The 16,226-nt window shown below is 42.9% G+C and carries 14 protein-coding genes; 4 read left to right on the plus strand and 10 right to left on the minus strand.

From position 1 onward, the window contains the following. Positions 1-498 precede the first annotated feature (498 nt). From AAGC65_RS08905 to AAGC65_RS08915, 3 genes are all read left to right on the plus strand, one after another. Positions 499-1,497, plus strand: coding sequence for a zinc-binding dehydrogenase (locus tag AAGC65_RS08905; protein WP_343112089.1), 999 nt, complete (start codon positions 499-501; stop codon positions 1,495-1,497). A 72-nt stretch (positions 1,498-1,569) separates the two neighbouring features. Then, positions 1,570-3,024, plus strand: coding sequence for an amino acid permease (locus AAGC65_RS08910; RefSeq protein ID WP_343112090.1), 1,455 nt, complete (start codon positions 1,570-1,572; stop codon positions 3,022-3,024). Between the two features lie 5 nt (positions 3,025-3,029). Further along, on the plus strand, positions 3,030-4,058 hold the full coding sequence (locus tag AAGC65_RS08915; RefSeq protein ID WP_343112091.1) for a ferredoxin--NADP reductase: 1,029 nt from the start codon (positions 3,030-3,032) through the stop codon (positions 4,056-4,058). A gap of 63 nt (positions 4,059-4,121) precedes the next feature. On the opposite strand, the gene AAGC65_RS08920 is transcribed toward AAGC65_RS08915, so the two are convergent. The 9 genes from AAGC65_RS08920 to AAGC65_RS08960 form a co-directional block, all read right to left on the minus strand. Next, positions 4,122-5,114 (minus strand): hypothetical protein, encoded by a 993-nt coding sequence (locus AAGC65_RS08920; RefSeq protein ID WP_343112092.1) that lies wholly within the window; start codon positions 5,112-5,114, stop codon positions 4,122-4,124. Between the two features lie 39 nt (positions 5,115-5,153). Continuing rightward, positions 5,154-5,519 (minus strand): hypothetical protein, encoded by a 366-nt coding sequence (locus AAGC65_RS08925; RefSeq protein ID WP_343112093.1) that lies wholly within the window; start codon positions 5,517-5,519, stop codon positions 5,154-5,156. A 60-nt stretch (positions 5,520-5,579) separates the two neighbouring features. After that, a complete protein-coding gene (locus AAGC65_RS08930; protein WP_343112094.1) occupies positions 5,580-7,763 on the minus strand; it encodes a carboxypeptidase-like regulatory domain-containing protein in 2,184 nt (727 codons plus the stop codon). Positions 7,764-7,776: 13 nt separating this feature from the next. Then, positions 7,777-8,742 (minus strand): FecR domain-containing protein, encoded by a 966-nt coding sequence (locus AAGC65_RS08935; RefSeq protein ID WP_343112095.1) that lies wholly within the window; start codon positions 8,740-8,742, stop codon positions 7,777-7,779. After that, positions 8,739-9,290: an RNA polymerase sigma-70 factor gene (locus AAGC65_RS08940; protein ID WP_343112096.1), complete on the minus strand. Its 552-nt coding sequence runs from the start codon at positions 9,288-9,290 to the stop codon at positions 8,739-8,741. The genes AAGC65_RS08935 and AAGC65_RS08940 overlap by 4 nt, the downstream gene beginning before the upstream one ends. Before the next feature lie 219 nt (positions 9,291-9,509). Continuing rightward, positions 9,510-9,818 carry a putative quinol monooxygenase gene (locus AAGC65_RS08945; RefSeq protein WP_343112097.1) on the minus strand — a complete coding sequence of 103 codons (309 nt, stop codon included), beginning with the start codon at positions 9,816-9,818 and terminating at the stop codon, positions 9,510-9,512. Beyond that, a complete protein-coding gene (locus AAGC65_RS08950) occupies positions 9,790-10,425 on the minus strand; it encodes an NAD(P)H-dependent oxidoreductase (protein WP_343112098.1) in 636 nt (211 codons plus the stop codon). The genes AAGC65_RS08945 and AAGC65_RS08950 overlap by 29 nt, the downstream gene beginning before the upstream one ends. A 254-nt stretch (positions 10,426-10,679) precedes the next feature. Further along, on the minus strand, positions 10,680-12,218 hold the full coding sequence (locus tag AAGC65_RS08955; RefSeq protein ID WP_343112099.1) for an aldehyde dehydrogenase (NADP(+)): 1,539 nt from the start codon (positions 12,216-12,218) through the stop codon (positions 10,680-10,682). A 217-nt stretch (positions 12,219-12,435) separates the two neighbouring features. Continuing rightward, positions 12,436-13,164 (minus strand): GntR family transcriptional regulator, encoded by a 729-nt coding sequence (locus AAGC65_RS08960; protein WP_343112100.1) that lies wholly within the window; start codon positions 13,162-13,164, stop codon positions 12,436-12,438. Between the two features lie 271 nt (positions 13,165-13,435). On the opposite strand from AAGC65_RS08960, the gene AAGC65_RS08965 reads away from it, so the two are divergent. Beyond that, the gene (locus tag AAGC65_RS08965) at positions 13,436-15,256 is read left to right on the plus strand and encodes a class I mannose-6-phosphate isomerase (RefSeq protein ID WP_343112101.1); all 1,821 of its coding nucleotides are present in this window, start codon (positions 13,436-13,438) and stop codon (positions 15,254-15,256) included. Positions 15,257-15,373: 117 nt separating this feature from the next. Here the strand turns inward: AAGC65_RS08965 and lgt are convergent, their stop codons facing one another. Beyond that, entirely contained in the window at positions 15,374-16,216 is an 843-nt protein-coding gene (lgt, locus tag AAGC65_RS08970; protein WP_343112102.1) for a prolipoprotein diacylglyceryl transferase, read from the minus strand. Positions 16,217-16,226 lie beyond the last annotated feature (10 nt).

Genomic DNA, 16,226 nt, shown 5'->3' on the forward strand with positions numbered 1-16,226 from the left:
ATTTTTTTCCTTTACAGTTTAAATTTGCTTATTGAACCTGCTTTTGTTTTTTTTGCTTCGTACCTCGCAATGACGCGAGATTTTTACCCCCCCCCCCCCGCGCTCCCCGCACTTTCGCACCTGATTCACCCCGCACCTTCCAATAATATTTTGTAAATTTGTATGTACAGCAGCCCGGGTTTCTTTTATCAGAAATCCGGGCTGTTTGGTTAAGGGCAGGAACAAGCCGGAAATGTTTAAATTGTTATTTAATTTATTGTATGTCAACTTATTAAAGTTTTTAAACCTATTGATAATTGATCAAAAATGCACTGAAAGTGAGGAATTACAAGCGATTTCGCCTATTTTCTGCCAATTTTCACCCATTTTTTGAACAGAATTATGTTAAAATAGCACTTTAAAAAGTTTTTGAACAATAACAGGCCGTTGGAGTTTTTATAATGTAGTTTTTGTTAACCCCTGCTTATTCTGTAAATTTATTTAAATCGTACCCATCTCATGAAAGCCATAGTTTTAGAAGCCGCCAACAAGCCACTGGTATATAAAGAAGTTGAAAAGCCAACCCTCGCCCCCGGCGAAGTGCTGGTACACATTAAAGCCGCCGCCCTGAACCGTCGTGATTACTGGATAACTATTGGTAAATACGCGGGCCTTAAATACCCAAGCATATTAGGGTCAGACGGGGCAGGTATCGTGGCCGAGGTTGGCAACGAGCAGGACAAAGAATGGCTTAACCAGGAGGTGATCATTAACCCCAGCAATAACTACGGCCAAAGCGATGATTTTCAAGGCGCGGATTTTAAAATATTAGGCTTGCCCGATGATGGTACCTTTGCCGAGTATGTAAAAACCCGTGTAGAATACCTGCATCACAAACCCGCACACCTGACCTGGGAACAGGCTGCCGCTATTCCGCTGGCGGGCTTAACGGCTTACCGGGCCTTGTTCACCAAAGCCAAAGCAAAAAAAGGCGATACGGTTTTAATATCAGGCGTTGGGGCAGGTACGGGGGCTTTTGCCCTGCAATGGGCTGTTGCAGCCGGCTGCAAGGTGTTTGTAACCTCAGGCAGCGGCGAAAAAATTGATCGTGCCAGGCATCTGGGCGCAGCAGCGGGTGTAAACTACAAAGCGCAGGACTGGGCCGACCAGCTGAAACTGATGGCCCACGGTTTTGATATTATTATAGATAGCGCCCTGGGCTCTGGCTTCGCTAAGTTCCCTGACCTTTGTAACCCCGGCGGCCGCATCGTGATATTTGGCGCTACAACCGGCGATATTCCTCATCTTGACGGGCGTAAATTTTTCTGGAAACAGCTGCAATTGTTAGGCACTACGATGGGTACGAAGGATGATTTTGAAGCTATGCTTGCCTTTGTGAATAAGCACAAAATTATCCCGGTGGTTGATGAGGCATTCCCTTTGAAGGACGCGCAAAAGGCTGTTGATAAAATGGCCAATTCCTCACAGTTTGGTAAAATTGTACTGCTGAACCTATAAGTATACTATTCAATTTGGGGTTTATGGACTGATTGCCCCGTAATCTGCTAATTTTGCAGACTTATTTTAGGCATGATCAAGAAACCCATAGACCTGCTGCTGAAAGAATCGGCAGAAGAAGGTGACCATTCATTAAAACGCACGCTTGGCCCGGTTAACCTTATCCTTATCGGGATAGGTATTATCATAGGTGCAGGTTTGTTCTCATTAACAGGTATAGCGGCAGGGCAGCATTCTGGTCCGGCAGTAACCATATCATTTTTAATTGCCGCGGTAGGCTGTACATTCGCGGCGCTTTGTTATGCCGAGTTTTCGGCTATGATACCGGTTGCCGGTAGTGCTTATACCTATTCCTACGCCACAATGGGCGAGCTTTTTGCCTGGATCATTGGCTGGGATCTGGTGCTGGAATATTCTGTTGGCGCGGCTACGGTGGCCATTAGTTGGTCGCAGTACCTCACTAAGTTTTTATCCTGGTTTGATCTGTACCTGCCACCGCAATTAACCCTGTCGCCCTTTGAAACAGCCAAAGCTGCAAATGGCGATGTTATCAGCGGTATTATTAACCTGCCTGCGGCGCTTATTGTAATCTTGGTTACCAGTATCATTATCAGGGGTACTAAAGGTTCGGCATTGGTTAATGCCATTATCGTGACTTTAAAAGTAGGGGTGGTACTGGTGTTTATAGCAGTAGGCTGGTCGTTCATCAATCCGCAAAATTATCATCCTTACATACCTCAAAATACAGGCGTCTGGGGCGATTATGGCTGGTCGGGCATACTGAGGGGTGCCGGTCTGGTTTTCTTTGTGTTCATCGGTTTCGATGCGGTATCAACCGCTGCTCAGGAAGCTAAAAATCCGCAGCGAAATATGCCTATCGGTATCATTGGTTCATTGGTGGTTTGTACCATTCTGTTCGTGATCTTTGCGCATGTAATGACGGGAATGGCCAATTATAAAGAGTTTATAGGCTCGGGCGCGCCGGTGGCCATAGCTATTGAAAAAACACATTACCAATGGTTAAGCAAAGCCATTGTGCTGGCTATATTGATTGGCTATACCTCGGTGATCCTGGTTGATCTACTGGGGCAATCGCGGGTGTTTTTTTCGATGTCAAAGGATGGGTTGCTGCCAAAGGCGTTTTCGGATGTTCACCCTAAATTCCGCACACCCTGGAAATCAAACATATTGCTGTGCAGCTTTATCGCCTTGTTCGCGGCCTTTGTGCCTATCCGGGTGGTTGGCGAAATGACCAGCATTGGTACCTTGCTGGCCTTTGTAATGGTTTGCGCGGGTGTGCTCATTTTACGCAAACAGCAGCCCAATGTTCACCGGCCTTTTAAAACCCCTTTAGTACCTTTGGTGCCTATATTGGGCATCTTGGTTTGTTTTGCCATGATGACATTTTTACCCGGCGACACCTGGTTACGACTTATCATCTGGCTGGGCATAGGCCTGGTCATATATTTTACCTATGGTAAAAAGAACAGCGTGATACGCAAAATACTCGCGGCCAAACAGGTATAATTTCTATGACTGAGGATATATTAAAATTAAGAATTGAGCGGATAAAGTGGGAAACTAAAGATGTCGCCACCTTTTATTTAAGCAATGTTTCGGGCCTGCCCGTTTCGTATAAAGCGGGTCAGTTCATTAGCCTGATATTTAACCATCGGCATGAGGAGATCCGCCGGTCGTACTCCTTAGGTTCTTCGCCCGATGAGGCGTTGCTGGCCATTACGGTAAAGCGGATAACCAATGGCGAGATATCACGCTTTATGCTGGCTAAAGAGCATCCCGGCGATATTTTGAAGGCACTTGCTCCGGCCGGCCGGTTTACGGTAAGCGGTTTTGAGCAGGAAAAAGATATCCTGTTTTTCGCGGGTGGTACAGGTATCACCCCTATATTTTCGCAGATCAAGTATATATTGAAACGCCCGGGAAAAAGCAGGCTCACCCTTATTTACAGCAATCAGGATGCTAACTCCATTGTGTTTAAGGAGGAGCTGAATGAATTGGCAATAAAGCACTCTGACAGGTTTAAAATCATTTATTTCCTGAGCAACGAAGCCAACCGCCTCAATACTGAAAGGGTTGAAGAGCTTACCCGGCAAATTGTAAAACACGATTTCAAGAAAGCCGAATTTTATTTGTGCGGTCCGTTCCCGTATATGCGCATGATCAGGTTCGCGCTGGTGTATATGGGGATTGACCCGGGGCAAATTCGCCGTGAAAATTTTGTGCTCGAAACCGTAGCTGTTACCAGCAGCACCGTTAATTTTCCGCCGCGCAACATCCGAATCAGTTTTAAAAACGAAGTGCATGACCTTGTCGTTGGCGAAAATCAATCTATATTACAAGCAGCTTTACAAAATAACGTAGCCCTGCCCTACAGCTGCAGGAATGGGGTATGCTCAACCTGTACAGCCAAATGTACCAGCGGTAAAATTGAAATGGTGAAAAATGATGTACTTACAGATGCCGATATTCAAGAAGGACTAATATTAACCTGCACCGGGCATCCAATAAGTGATGATGTGGTGATAGCTTTTGGCGAGTGAATACTTATTCGTTAATGGTTCACATAAAGAGATATATTCCTTAAGTGAACCATTAAATGTAGCTTACTTCAATTTAAAGTGATAGCCTAATTTGAGCGATAAGGCATCCTGAATGAGACGATGGCCGTAGTTATCATACTTAGCTCCAATATCCAATCCGTTTTTAAGCTTGAAGCCTAATGATGGGGTGTACACAAATGAGGAGTTTCTTTTGGTTGCCAATGCAACTCCTGCTTCGCCACCTAAATAAAATATATCGGCTAAATAAAGGCGCAGGCCAACCTTAACCGGTACTACATTCTGTACGGTATAGTTGGTATTGTAGTACACATGGCCTGAAGCGTCGGGAAGTCCGTAGTCAAAGTAATAGGATTTGAACATATGGGCATAACCAACCGAAAATGTAGCCTCAACATTGCTGGATAATGGTTTATATAAAGTAACATCGCCGCCCAGGATATGATCGTCAGACGATTCGATGTTTACACCAGGGTTAATGCTTACGCCCAATTCCAGATCATTGCTTTCATGTTTGGTTTTGTGTGAGCTTAGTTTACGTGCACCAAAACCGTAGGCCAGTCGCAGGGCAATGTTTTTGGTGGCCTTGTCTTTAGTATAATCCTCATACTTCAAACTCAGGTCGATGCCGTTTTTAAAAGCTAAACCTACGGCCGGTGAGTATACAAATGAAGTTCCCCATTGCTCAAAGGCAAAACCAGCGCCTGCCTCGCCACCTAAATAAAGGTTATCCACTACAAAATATTTAAGGCCCAGCTTAACCGGGATTACGTTGTACGGGCTGCCGTACTGACTGTAACCTGCAAAATGGTCCTTTTCAAAAAAATGGCTGAAGCCCGTGGTAAACGTGCCTGACCAGCGTTGGTTAAAATCCTTCTGTACGCGTATATCTCCGCCTAAGGCATATTTAAAGGCGTCGGCTGTAGATACCCCGGCATCGATACCAAAGCCTATGCGCCAGCTGCTGTTGCTTTGGGCATGGGTTGTGGTTGTACTTAATACAGTCAGGATAAAGAATAATAAAAATAAATGTTTCATGAAGTGTAATTGATTGATGAATAATATGTTGTATAGGTATTAATCGGCAGGTAAAAAATCGACCGCTTTTTTTATGGTGATCAGGCTGATGCCCAAAACTATATAAGCAGCCTGCTGCTGACTTTTAAGCAGGTAGGATATAAACAATACAATAAAGAAAACGCTGAGTATGCTCAGCAAAATGAATTTTATAAACCCGGCATCGGTACTGTTTAATTCCTGCGGTGCCTGATAATTGCGGAGACTGGTAATGGTACTTTTTAGCAATACCAGGGCAAAAAGCAGCGACATTCCGAGTGCTTTCGGTAATACTTGCCACATCAGCAGACTGTAAATAATAAACAAGGAGCCGGTCAGTAAAAATAACATCAGTACAGCAAGCGCTGTTTCACGAACTCTTTCCATAATTGTTGTTTTTGAGCATGTGACAACAACTATGGCTTTTACCCCTATAGCCTAATGATATTATTTACCTAATTTAAACCGATAGGCCAGGCGCAGTGCAAATTGTTTGTAATTTGATTGCAGGCCGTAGTCCTCGAATTTGAAACTGGTTTCGAGTCCGCTGCGAAAACTAAATCCGGCAGATACACTATACATTAATGAACGGTATGGTTTTTCAACTACGGGTCTATTATAATAAGGATAGCTGCCGTAATCTGCTTGATTAAACAGACCGAATGCTTCACCAACCTCACCACCTATAAAGAAAGTTTTACCGGTGTATAGCCTTATACCTGCCTTAACAGGTATAAGTTTTGCCGATGTATTAGGCTGTTGTATCTTGATTTGGTGGTAGTTTTCATCCGGGGGAGAGTAATAATAATTGTGGTATAAAAAATAGGTATACCCTACAGATAAGGTTCCTGTTATATGTTCGCCAAGTTCACGATGAGTAAATAGCTCGGTGCCGGAAACAATTCCGCTATCGTCCCAGGGAATACCTGCGGTAGCAGCGGCACCTATATACCATGCGCTTGAATTATCATGTACTTTATGTGCAGGATCAAAGGCTTTGCTAAAAACAGAATTAAAAGCAATACCAGCCTCCCAGCCAATCCATTTCCTGATCTGGTGGCTATCTAAAGAGGGGTCATTATTAGGGTATTCGGGTGCATTGGTCACATTCTTAAATCCGGTAATATGATATGTGCCGCTGTGGTTATAGCGGTTAAATGTTGGGCCGGCCATCAGGCTGATGTTTTTTGCAAGCTGTACATTCAGCAATAACTTGCCCTGTTCCCACCGATCGTCAAATGATGAGCCTGTATGGGCAAATTGGTAAGCTGCTTCGGCCGAAAAATAAACCTGTCGGCTTAGCATAAAATCATGCCCAATACCCAAGCCAAAATAATGCAGCTTATTGTTTGGCGATATGTTTGATCCTATGTATACCGAACTATAAAAGTCATGCGTCCCCGTTTTTAAACTCAGGTTAGTGTTAGCAACATCATTACTTGTTAGGCTCACCTTGTAAAAGCCGTTGCCAATAATATTTACCAGGCCTATGCTGGCGCCTTTGGAGGTATCAACCCGGTTTACTAAACCTATTTGCAGCCCTTTTAATTTACCGGCCTCATTGTGCAGAGCTGATAATTGCATGCCTTCAACTTCGCTTTCGGCTTTGTTAATAAAACCGGCTACCTGTAAACCGCGAACGGTATCTAAAGCCCGGTTATGTGCGCCTGCTGCCTGTACACCAGTAACCGTACCGCCTACCAGATTGAATACTCCCGCGAGCTGCAGGTACCGGGAATCCATTTTGTTGATGTTAAACAGCCCTCCGAACTCCAAACCGTTAACACCGGCAGTGTAGCCACCTATGAGGTTTAATGAAAATTTATTCACCACCTGCGGACTAAACATACCATGCGAGCTCAGTCCTGGAGTAAGTGAGACCTGAAAAGGTCGCTTCGCAAAAAAATCTGGAATGTTAAGGCTCTGTATGCGTTGCTTTGCCGATGAAAATAAATGCCCCATAGCCGTGCGCTCTACGCGGTTGCTTTTATTGGTAGTATTGTTGTAGGCATCAGTTTGTGAGCGACTGCTGATTGATACACTCTGTAAAAAATTAATTGAAGTATCCTTGTAAGCCAGCTTACTGGCTGTTAAACTGATTTGCCCCGGGTTATCGGCTTTAAACTTTAGCTTAAAGTAGCCATGCTCATCGGTTAAAACCGAGGTTAGCTGTTCTTTAACGTAAACACTGGCATTCATCAGGCGCTCGCCGGTACGTTCATCTACTACCAATCCGCTAATAGAGTAGGTGTTGTTATCATTGGTGATATCAGTGTTCTGCAGAGACAGGTTAGGCAGGTTAAGGTCGATAATGATGTGGTCATTCAACTCTTTAAATTCGTATTTGCCATGAAACAGCATCACCATAATGCCCGATACGGTTTGATTGGTTGCAGTCAGGCTAACCAGGCTATCCTGCGGCAGCAACCTGCCATTATAGGCAAAGTAAAAATTGCCTTGTTTGCCTATATGATGCAATGCATCGGCCAGGCGGATATGGTTAAAATTGATATTTATTTTTTTGTTGAGCAAACCCTGGGCCTGCGTTTTACCAATGCAGAGCATCATCAGTAAAACCACAGGCAGTAGTTTGCGTAATAGTGATAGGTTATAGGTAGATGTTTTTATCATTAAAGCTGCAGGCTTATTTAAGTATAATGTGGTTGTTGTGCTGTTCAATAGTGATTTTAAATGTATGGCTTATTACTTTCAGTATATCATCTAATGAATCATCGGTTTTAAAAGTTGTATTCAGGGGTAATTTATTCAGTTCTTTTCGTTCAATGGTAATATGACTGCCGTAGGCTTCATTCAGTACCTCCACCATACGGTACAGGGGGACATTATCTGCTACAAACTCTTTGCTGCGATAATAATTATACAAATGATCGGGACTGTTGGCCTTAACCGGTTTGTTCATATGGGCTTGGATCAGGGCCATCTCGCCCGGATGAAGTGATACGGTATATTGTCCCTGGCTTACCTGTACAATACCGGTTTCTACAATTACTTCAACAGCGCCGTTTTTGTTTTTAACGTTGAAGGAAGTGCCAACCACCCGTATAGTAGTATTGCCCGTGCTGATAATAAATGGTTTAGCTTTATTGGGGGTAACACTAAAAAAGGCTTCACCTTTTAAAAGATCAACATTGCGCTGTGAACCCTTAAAGGTATGCGGATAACTCAGCAGCGCGTATTTGTTGAGTGTAACTACCGATCCGTCAGACAGGGTATCGCTTTTTACAGTTTCCTGTGTGGCAAACTCCACGTGCCTATTGTTATGTTTTATAAACAGCCAGGCACATCCTGCTATCATCATAAGGGCTGCTGCAATTTTTAACCAGTTATACCTGTTGTATAAGGGTACAACTTTGGAGCGTTGCATAGCTGCCCTTTGCTTTACCTTTTGCAGGGATGCCCGGGCATCAATATCAGGGTCGGCGGTGAAGTTTTTGCTGCTATCCCATATCAGCCTGAATTGTTCAAAGCGGTGCTCGTTGGCTGTATCGGCGGCCCGCCACTCTTCCACCTCACGGGCCTGCACGGCCGATACCTCTTTGAGCAGGTAGCTGATCAATAACTCATCATTTATATGTAAATGTTTATTCATGCTAATAGTTTAATTAATAACCATATCATTAAAGGCAGGTAGTCTGCCAATTGTAGCCTGAGCCTTTTCAATGCCTTACCCATTTGATTATCTACCGTTTTTATGGAGATGCCCAGTTGCGTGGCTATTTCGGCATACTTCAAGTTTTCAAAGCGGCTCATCTGGAAAATGGCTCTGCATTGCTCGGGCAGGTCGTTGATTGATTTGTACAACCGCGTTTCAAATTCCCGGTACTGCAGTTTATCAAGCGGATGTTCTGTTTCCTGGTCCATTTTATAAAAGGTGTGGGTTTGATATTTCTGTTTTACCTTATGGTGTTTAAAATAATTCATGCACTCATTATGTACCGAGCGATATAGGTAGGCTTTAAGCGACGTGTGAATGGCAATAGGTTCCTGCTTTTCCAGGATCTTTAAAAACACATCCTGTACCATTTCATCAGCCAGGGCGCTGTCATTAAGCAGGGTAAGGGCATAATGGTGCAGCGCCGGGTAATGATCAAGGTATATTTGATCAAAATCCTGATCTTCTGCATTCAGCTGCAGCATGAAAGGTGTTTTATAGGTATGGTCTGTTTGCAAAGTTTGGGTTTAAAAGTAACATTTTAACTTTTATTACCCAGCAGACAACAACCCGGGCATAACCCCCTATGCCGATATGAAATTTTTTATGTCATAAAAAAAGCAGGTGAAGATGGGATAATAGTTAATAAAAAAGCGGCTTTGCCATTACAGCAAGCCGCTTCCTTCTATTTATCATCTACTCAATTACAAGCTTTTTGAATTTTTACTCACAAGTTGGGTTTTGTAAATAATGATATCGCCGTCGCGAAGATCATTAGTGTTATTAATGAAATTTTGGATATGCGGTTGGGTGTTATGTAATTCCAGTCCGGCGGCATCACTCCACTCTTCGTGAAAAATGAAGGTATCGGGATCACTTTCAACCTGGTGCAAATCATACTGCAGGCAGGCAGCTTCCTGGGTAGAATGACTAATCAGTTCCAGTAAATGAGTTTTTAAAGCCTCGGCCTGGCCAGGTTTGCTTTTAATTATCGCAGTTAAGTAAATGCTCATGTTTTGCTGTTTTATTATTGATGAATGTTTTGGTTAAGTGATTTTTGTACTCTGCCAGATCACGCTGAATATCGGCATTCTTCTCCACATCATGAAAGTGCATACTTTGCAAAGGTGTCATGCCGGTAAAGGCATTCATACGATGGAAGCCGAACAATATCCCATCATCAACACTGGTCTCATTAAAAAACTCACCAGGCAGGGTAAAAGCTTCTTTAGGAGCGTTCCAGGAAGTGGTAACCATGTATTGTTTGCCATGCAGAGAACCTCCGGTTCCGTAATTAATTGCCGGGTTGGCAGATGAGCGGCCGTCGCTGCGATAAATTCCTTTGCCGTAGCCTTCATCAAATACCACATCAATATATTTTTTTAACCCGTTTGGTACCTGGAACCAAAAGATAGGTGTGTGGTATATCACTACATCGGCCCAAACATAATTTTCAACCTGTTGGGCTGGGTCATAGGCTTCGTTAACGTTTATATAGCGAACTTCAAAATCAGGATTGTTTTCAAAAAATTCAACCGTAGTATCAGTTATGGTTTGGTTATACCTACCACCGGAGTGGCCAAATTGCTGGCCACCGTTTATTACAAATATTTTCTTCATTGTGTTGTTGTTAAATTTCACAACACAAAATTACGCTGGGTTTTATTACTATAAAAATAACTTAAATTATAGGTTTGTATTATAATTATGATAGATTTAATTGTAAAAAAATGTCATTTAGATAGAGCATGTTAGGGCATGAGCGATGCGCGAAAGAGAAATCTTGTACAATATGCAGGCGGATCAGCAACATGTATAAGATTTCTCCTCGTTCCTCGTCGAAATGACAATCTTAATTGAAAAAAAATGGTTTTTTATTTCTTCCACTCATTATCAACCAGTCGCCATATCTGTAATGGATTGCTGTTTTGCAGAGCTAAGGGCAACAGGTTATCGGGCCAGTTTTGATAGCATACCGGGCGTACCCAGCGTTTTACGGCGTTAATACCAACGGCGGTGAAGCGGCTGTCGGTAGTGGCTGGGTAGGGGCCGCCATGTACCATTGCAGCGCAGACCTCAACACCGGTTGGCGCGCCATTAAATAATATACGACCTGCAATGGATGGCAGCAGATCAATAAGACTGCTGTGATTCTCCAGATCCTGAACGGTGCCCATTACCGTGGCGGTAAGCTGCCCTGATACCGATTTTAATACGGTTATCAGTTCCTGTTTATCCTTACAACTTACCATTAAAGAGTATGGGCCAAAAACTTCCTCATGTAGTAATGGGTTGGCTAAAAATGTTTGCCCGCTAACCTGGGCTATAACTGGTCTGGCTTCAATATCTTTTGCTTCTGTAGTAGCTTGCTCAACTATAGCTACACCTTCCTGCTCAAGAGCGGCATGGCTCTTTTTTTCGTAAGCGGTGTGGATGCCGGTATGCAGCATTTTGGCAGGTTGTACCTCTTTAATACGGTTGCCTAAATGGTTCAGGAAAGCCTGCAGGTCAGAGCTTTCTACAGCCAGCATTAATCCCGGATTAGTACAAAACTGCCCCATACCCAAAGTAATGGAATTGGCATATTGCGTAGCCAGATCGGCGGCATTATTTTGCAGGGTTTGCGGTAAAAATATAACCGGGTTTATACTACCCATTTCTGAAAAAACGGGTATAGGATTTTTTCTTTGCGCCGAATAATCAAACAAGGCCTTACCACCCGCGGTTGAACCTGTAAAACCTACAGCCGCGGTATGCTCTGCCTGTACCAGTGCTTTGCCACTTTCAAAAGAGGTTCCATGCACGTGCTGAAAAACATCATCGGGCATGTTGCAGCTGGTAATAGCTTTTTTAATGGCCTGATAAACCATTTCTGATGTTTGAGCATGTGCCGGATGGGCTTTTACTACAACAGAACAACCAGCGGCAAGTGCGCTGGCTGTATCGCCGCCGGCAGTTGAATACGCGAAAGGAAAGTTACTTGCCCCAAAAACAACAACCGGTCCAAGCGGGATCAGTATTTTACGTACATCCGGTTTTGGAAGCGGTGTGCGATCAGGTTGGGCGGTATCAATAATGGCCTCTACCCAGCTGCCTTCGCGCAGCATGGTAGCAAACATACGCAGCTGCGCGGTAGTACGGCCGCGTTCGCCTGTTAAGCGGGCTATCGGCAGGTTGGTTTCTTCGGAGGCCTTTTGTAAAAGGGGATCGCCTAAGGCTTCAATTTCATTGGCTATGGTATCCAGAAAAACACTCTTTTCTTCGATGTTCTTTTTTTGAAAAGCCTCAAACGCGGTGTGTGAGCGCTGCATTACCTGGTTTATTTCTTCAACAGTGGTTTCTTTAAATTGGTTGGTCATGGCAGATGTTAAAAGATGGTTATAAACACAACACGTGTATTTATATTTTAACAAATATATTTAAACAGGGTTCAATATAATTCACAAATACTATCCTTTATTGCTAAGATTTTGGCATAGGAAATAATGCAGGGCTATTGATGCATATATGATTAAATGTGATGGAATCTTCCTGAGCCGGGAAATCTTTTATTTGGAAGCGGCATGTGATGATGAAATTTAATTTGATGAGTCAGGCATCAAATTAAATAGGTGTGCGGGTGTAATCAGGTTATCGGGTGCTTTCTACAGTATATACAAAGCTATCAGCTTTATAGTAGCCCAGGTTGTATTCAATGGGTCTTTCGCCCTGGTCAAAAACAAATCTTTTGCGTAGTAATACGGCGCTGCCAACTCCAACTCTCAGTTTATCGGCAATAAAAGTGCTGGCGGCTTTAGCGCTGATCTCTTCTTTTGAAAGGGTAGCAACTACGGAGTGTTCCTGCTCCAGCATTTCGTACAATGGCCTTTTAAAGTCTTCATCGCCGGTAAGGCCAACGCGGGGGTGAAAGTAGGATGCAAAGTATACAAAAGGTTCATCAGAACGTCCCCTTACGCGTTCCATTTTTAATATCTTTCTGTCGGTTTTTATCTCAAAAAACTTGGCCAGCATTTCATCAGGGTATACCCAGGTAACGTGCAGCTCAAAGTTTCTGATGGGAATGCCCCGGAGCGCCATCTCCTGCGAAAAACTTAGCCAATTGTTTGATTTGGAACTTACTGCCGCCTGGGCAACTTTGGTGCCGAACCTTTTTTTGCGGATCAGCAATCCTTCAAAAACCAATTTGTTAATGGCTTGTCGTAAAGTAGTGCGTGATATGGCCAGTTTTTTGGCAAGGTCAACTTCGTTAGGTAAAAGTTTTCCTTCCTGATAATCATCCTCTGCTATTAACTTTCTTAAAAGAGCTTCGGCCTGTACATGTAGAGGAACAGGGCTTTTATGGTCTATAGCGTATTTCATTTAATGGAGTAATTTGCAATAATAACTATTTTAATTAATACCTGTATTTGTTACTACATAAAGACGAATGGAAGTGCGTTTTATTATTGATTGTCTGTATCTTGTAAAACAAAAATAAATTGATTTGAAAATTGTCTGAATAGTTAAATTATTTATATGTTTGTACATAATAAATATCAATTCAAATTATTTTGTATACTATTTCATAAAAATGATTGCCTGCTGAATTTTTATAAATACAATTTAATATGTTCATACATTAATACAATAAATGAATCTTAACCAATCTAATGCAAATAATTCCGGTCAGCAGGAAACTGGCGGAACTTTGTTTCGGAAAACTTCTCAATATTTAATGCCCGTAAAATTAAACGGGACGAATACATCACAGCACGAATACCATATTTACCCGGTAAGCTCATTGGGCTCTGGGAAAATTTTTAATGGCTTTGCTTCTCTTGCAAATTACATTGCTGATAAAAAAACGGTTGTTATCGATGGGTACACAGGCGTTTTCTGGGATAGGATAACGACTGCGTTAAATGAATGGTTTGCAGCAAAAGGTTTAAGCGTAAACTGGATTGAAACATCAGCCTATTTAAAACCAGGGGCTGAGGTTGAGGAGTTGGTTAAACCGTTTTTAGGAACGCCCGAATCTGTTTGGGGAACCAAGTGTACATTGCAACTTCAAGACCTGTACCAGGTTGAGCAATTATCCCAGCAAATTCCAGATAGCAAATGCGATATTAACGTAGTAATTGGTTGTGGCGCTGCATTGAGCAGCTGGAATGCTCCGTTAATTTATATCGATCTGCCTAAAAATGAGTTACAGTTCAGGATGCGTGCAGGTTCCATTACCAATTTGGGTGTAACCGGTGTTGAGGAGCCCTTCAGCATGTATAAGCGTTTTTACTTTGTTGATTGGGTTTTACTAAACGCTCATAAAAAACAAAATCTTAATAAAATAGCCGTAATAGCCGATGGTCAATGGCCTGATACGATTAATTGGATGCATGCCGCCGATTTTAAGGCCGGCCTGAATCATTTGAGCCAATCGGTGTTCAGGGTTAGACCATGGTTTGAACCCGGTGCATGGGGCGGACACTGGATACGTGAACGCATTAAAAACCTGAATAAGGACGTAGTAAATTATGCCTGGTCGTTTGAGTTGATCGTGCCCGAAAATGGTTTAGTATTTGAGAGCGACAGCTACCTGCTGGAGGTATCTTTTGATTTCCTGATGTTTCATAACCAGGAGCAGGTATTAGGCGCCCATGCCGCAAAATTTAGAGATGAGTTTCCTATCCGTTTTGATTTTCTGGATACCTTTGATGGCGGCAACTTATCAATCCAGTGCCATCCTAAACTAAAATATATTCAGGATAACTTTGGCGAAACCATAACCCAGGACGAGACTTATTACATACTGGATTGCCAGGGTAAAGCGCAGGTATATCTTGGCTTTCAGGACAACATCGATCCGCAGGAGTTCAGAGCTGCGCTGGAAAACAGCCAGGCCGAAAGTAAGGAAATTGAGATCACCGATTACGTACAATCTCATACGGCTAAAAAGCATGATCTGTTCCTGATCCCTAACGGAACGGTACACAGTGCCGGTGCCGATAACCTGGTATTGGAGATTAGCGCTACGCCCTACATATTTACCTTTAAAATGTATGACTGGTTGAGGCTTGATCTTGACGGCAACCCGCGCCCAATTAATATAGAGCATGCATTCAACAATCTTGACTTTAGCCGCAAGGGGCAAAAGGTGCAGGACGAGTTGATATCAAAACAAACGGTTATTGAACAAGGCGCAGACTGGCAGTTGGTTCATGTACCTACACACAAGGAGCATTTTTATGATGTTCACCGCATGGAGTTTGATAAGGAGATTTCAGTGGAAACCAATAACCAATGCCACGTAATGATGCTGGTTGAGGGAGAGGCTGTAGCTGTTAAAACTGATGATGGAACTGAGCAGGTTTTTGCCTACGCGGAAACTTTTGTGGTTCCTGCTGCTGCAAAATCATACGTGTTAACCAACAAGGGCCAAAGCCGTGCAAAGGTTATTAAAGCGTTTTTAAAATAATTGATGATAACTAAGGATAGGATAAGCTACCAATAAAGATAATGGCAGATTTAGGCCGTTTTTAAAATTTGATTTAAGAGACGCCGCCGGTAATGTACCGCGGCGTTTTTTAATGACCTAAACTTCGTGTTCCGCATAATTTGGTTTGCTGTTACCTGATCTTTTGAAGGTAATCAAAGCTAAGCCTGCCAATATAAATGGGATACTTAATAGCTGCCCCATATTTAAAGCCATATTTGCTTCAAAATCTGATTGATCGGCCTTTACAAACTCTAATAAAAAGCGGGCGGTGAAGGTAAGCATCAGGAATACACCCAGCAGGAAGCCATTTTTTGATGGCTTGTAACGTGCTATGAGATTCAATACAATAAATATGCTGAGGTATGACAGGGCCTCATAAAGTTGCGCAGGATGCCGGGGGATGCTATCATTCTGTACAAAAATAAAAGCCCAGCTTACATGAGTTGGTTTGCCGATGATCTCTGAATTCATGATGTTGCCCAGCCTGATGCAGCAACCTGCCAGCGGAACAACCAAGGCCAGCTGATCCATGATCCAGAGCAGGTTAACGTACTTTTTAAAACGCTGATTATACAAAAAAAGAGCTAAAAATATCCCAATACCGCCACCATGACTGGCTAAGCCCTGGTAACCGGTAACTTTAAAGGGGCCGAATTGAAAAGGTAAAAATATCTCGGCAATGTGCTTGCTATAATATTCCCAATCGTAAAAAAAGCAGTGACCAAGCCTTGCGCCAACAAGCGTGCCCAATACTACATACATGGTTAATTTTTCGAGCAGGTAAAGATGAAGATTCGCGTTTTTAAAGCGTTCTTTCAAAATAATGAAACTCAAAACAAAGCCGCTTAAAAATAAAAGCGAGTACCAGCGTAGGGCATAAAAACCAAGATCAAAAATATCGGGGTTGGGGTTCCAGGTAATGTAGGCCGGTGTATGCATGTAAATTGTT

The organism is Mucilaginibacter sp. (assembly GCF_039207105.1).
Classification (GTDB): Bacteria; Bacteroidota; Bacteroidia; order Sphingobacteriales; family Sphingobacteriaceae; genus Mucilaginibacter.

Excerpts from the sequence above, each read along its gene's own strand:
- AAGC65_RS08905 (WP_343112089.1), top strand. The coding sequence starts at position 499 with ATGAAAGCCATAGTTTTAGAAGCCGCCAACAAGCCACTGGTATATAAA.
- AAGC65_RS08920 (WP_343112092.1), bottom strand. The coding sequence starts at position 5,114 with ATGAAACATTTATTTTTATTATTCTTTATCCTGACTGTATTAAGTACA.
- AAGC65_RS08915 (WP_343112091.1), top strand. The coding sequence starts at position 3,030 with ATGACTGAGGATATATTAAAATTAAGAATTGAGCGGATAAAGTGGGAA.
- AAGC65_RS08930 (WP_343112094.1), bottom strand. The coding sequence starts at position 7,763 with ATGATAAAAACATCTACCTATAACCTATCACTATTACGCAAACTACTG.
- AAGC65_RS08910 (WP_343112090.1), top strand. The coding sequence starts at position 1,570 with ATGATCAAGAAACCCATAGACCTGCTGCTGAAAGAATCGGCAGAAGAA.
- AAGC65_RS08945 (WP_343112097.1), bottom strand. The coding sequence starts at position 9,818 with ATGAGCATTTACTTAACTGCGATAATTAAAAGCAAACCTGGCCAGGCC.
- AAGC65_RS08960 (WP_343112100.1), bottom strand. The coding sequence starts at position 13,164 with ATGAAATACGCTATAGACCATAAAAGCCCTGTTCCTCTACATGTACAG.
- AAGC65_RS08925 (WP_343112093.1), bottom strand. The coding sequence starts at position 5,519 with ATGGAAAGAGTTCGTGAAACAGCGCTTGCTGTACTGATGTTATTTTTA.
- AAGC65_RS08965 (WP_343112101.1), top strand. The coding sequence starts at position 13,436 with ATGAATCTTAACCAATCTAATGCAAATAATTCCGGTCAGCAGGAAACT.
- lgt (WP_343112102.1), bottom strand. The coding sequence starts at position 16,216 with ATGCATACACCGGCCTACATTACCTGGAACCCCAACCCCGATATTTTT.
- AAGC65_RS08950 (WP_343112098.1), bottom strand. The coding sequence starts at position 10,425 with ATGAAGAAAATATTTGTAATAAACGGTGGCCAGCAATTTGGCCACTCC.
- AAGC65_RS08940 (WP_343112096.1), bottom strand. The coding sequence starts at position 9,290 with ATGCTGCAGCTGAATGCAGAAGATCAGGATTTTGATCAAATATACCTT.
- AAGC65_RS08935 (WP_343112095.1), bottom strand. The coding sequence starts at position 8,742 with ATGAATAAACATTTACATATAAATGATGAGTTATTGATCAGCTACCTG.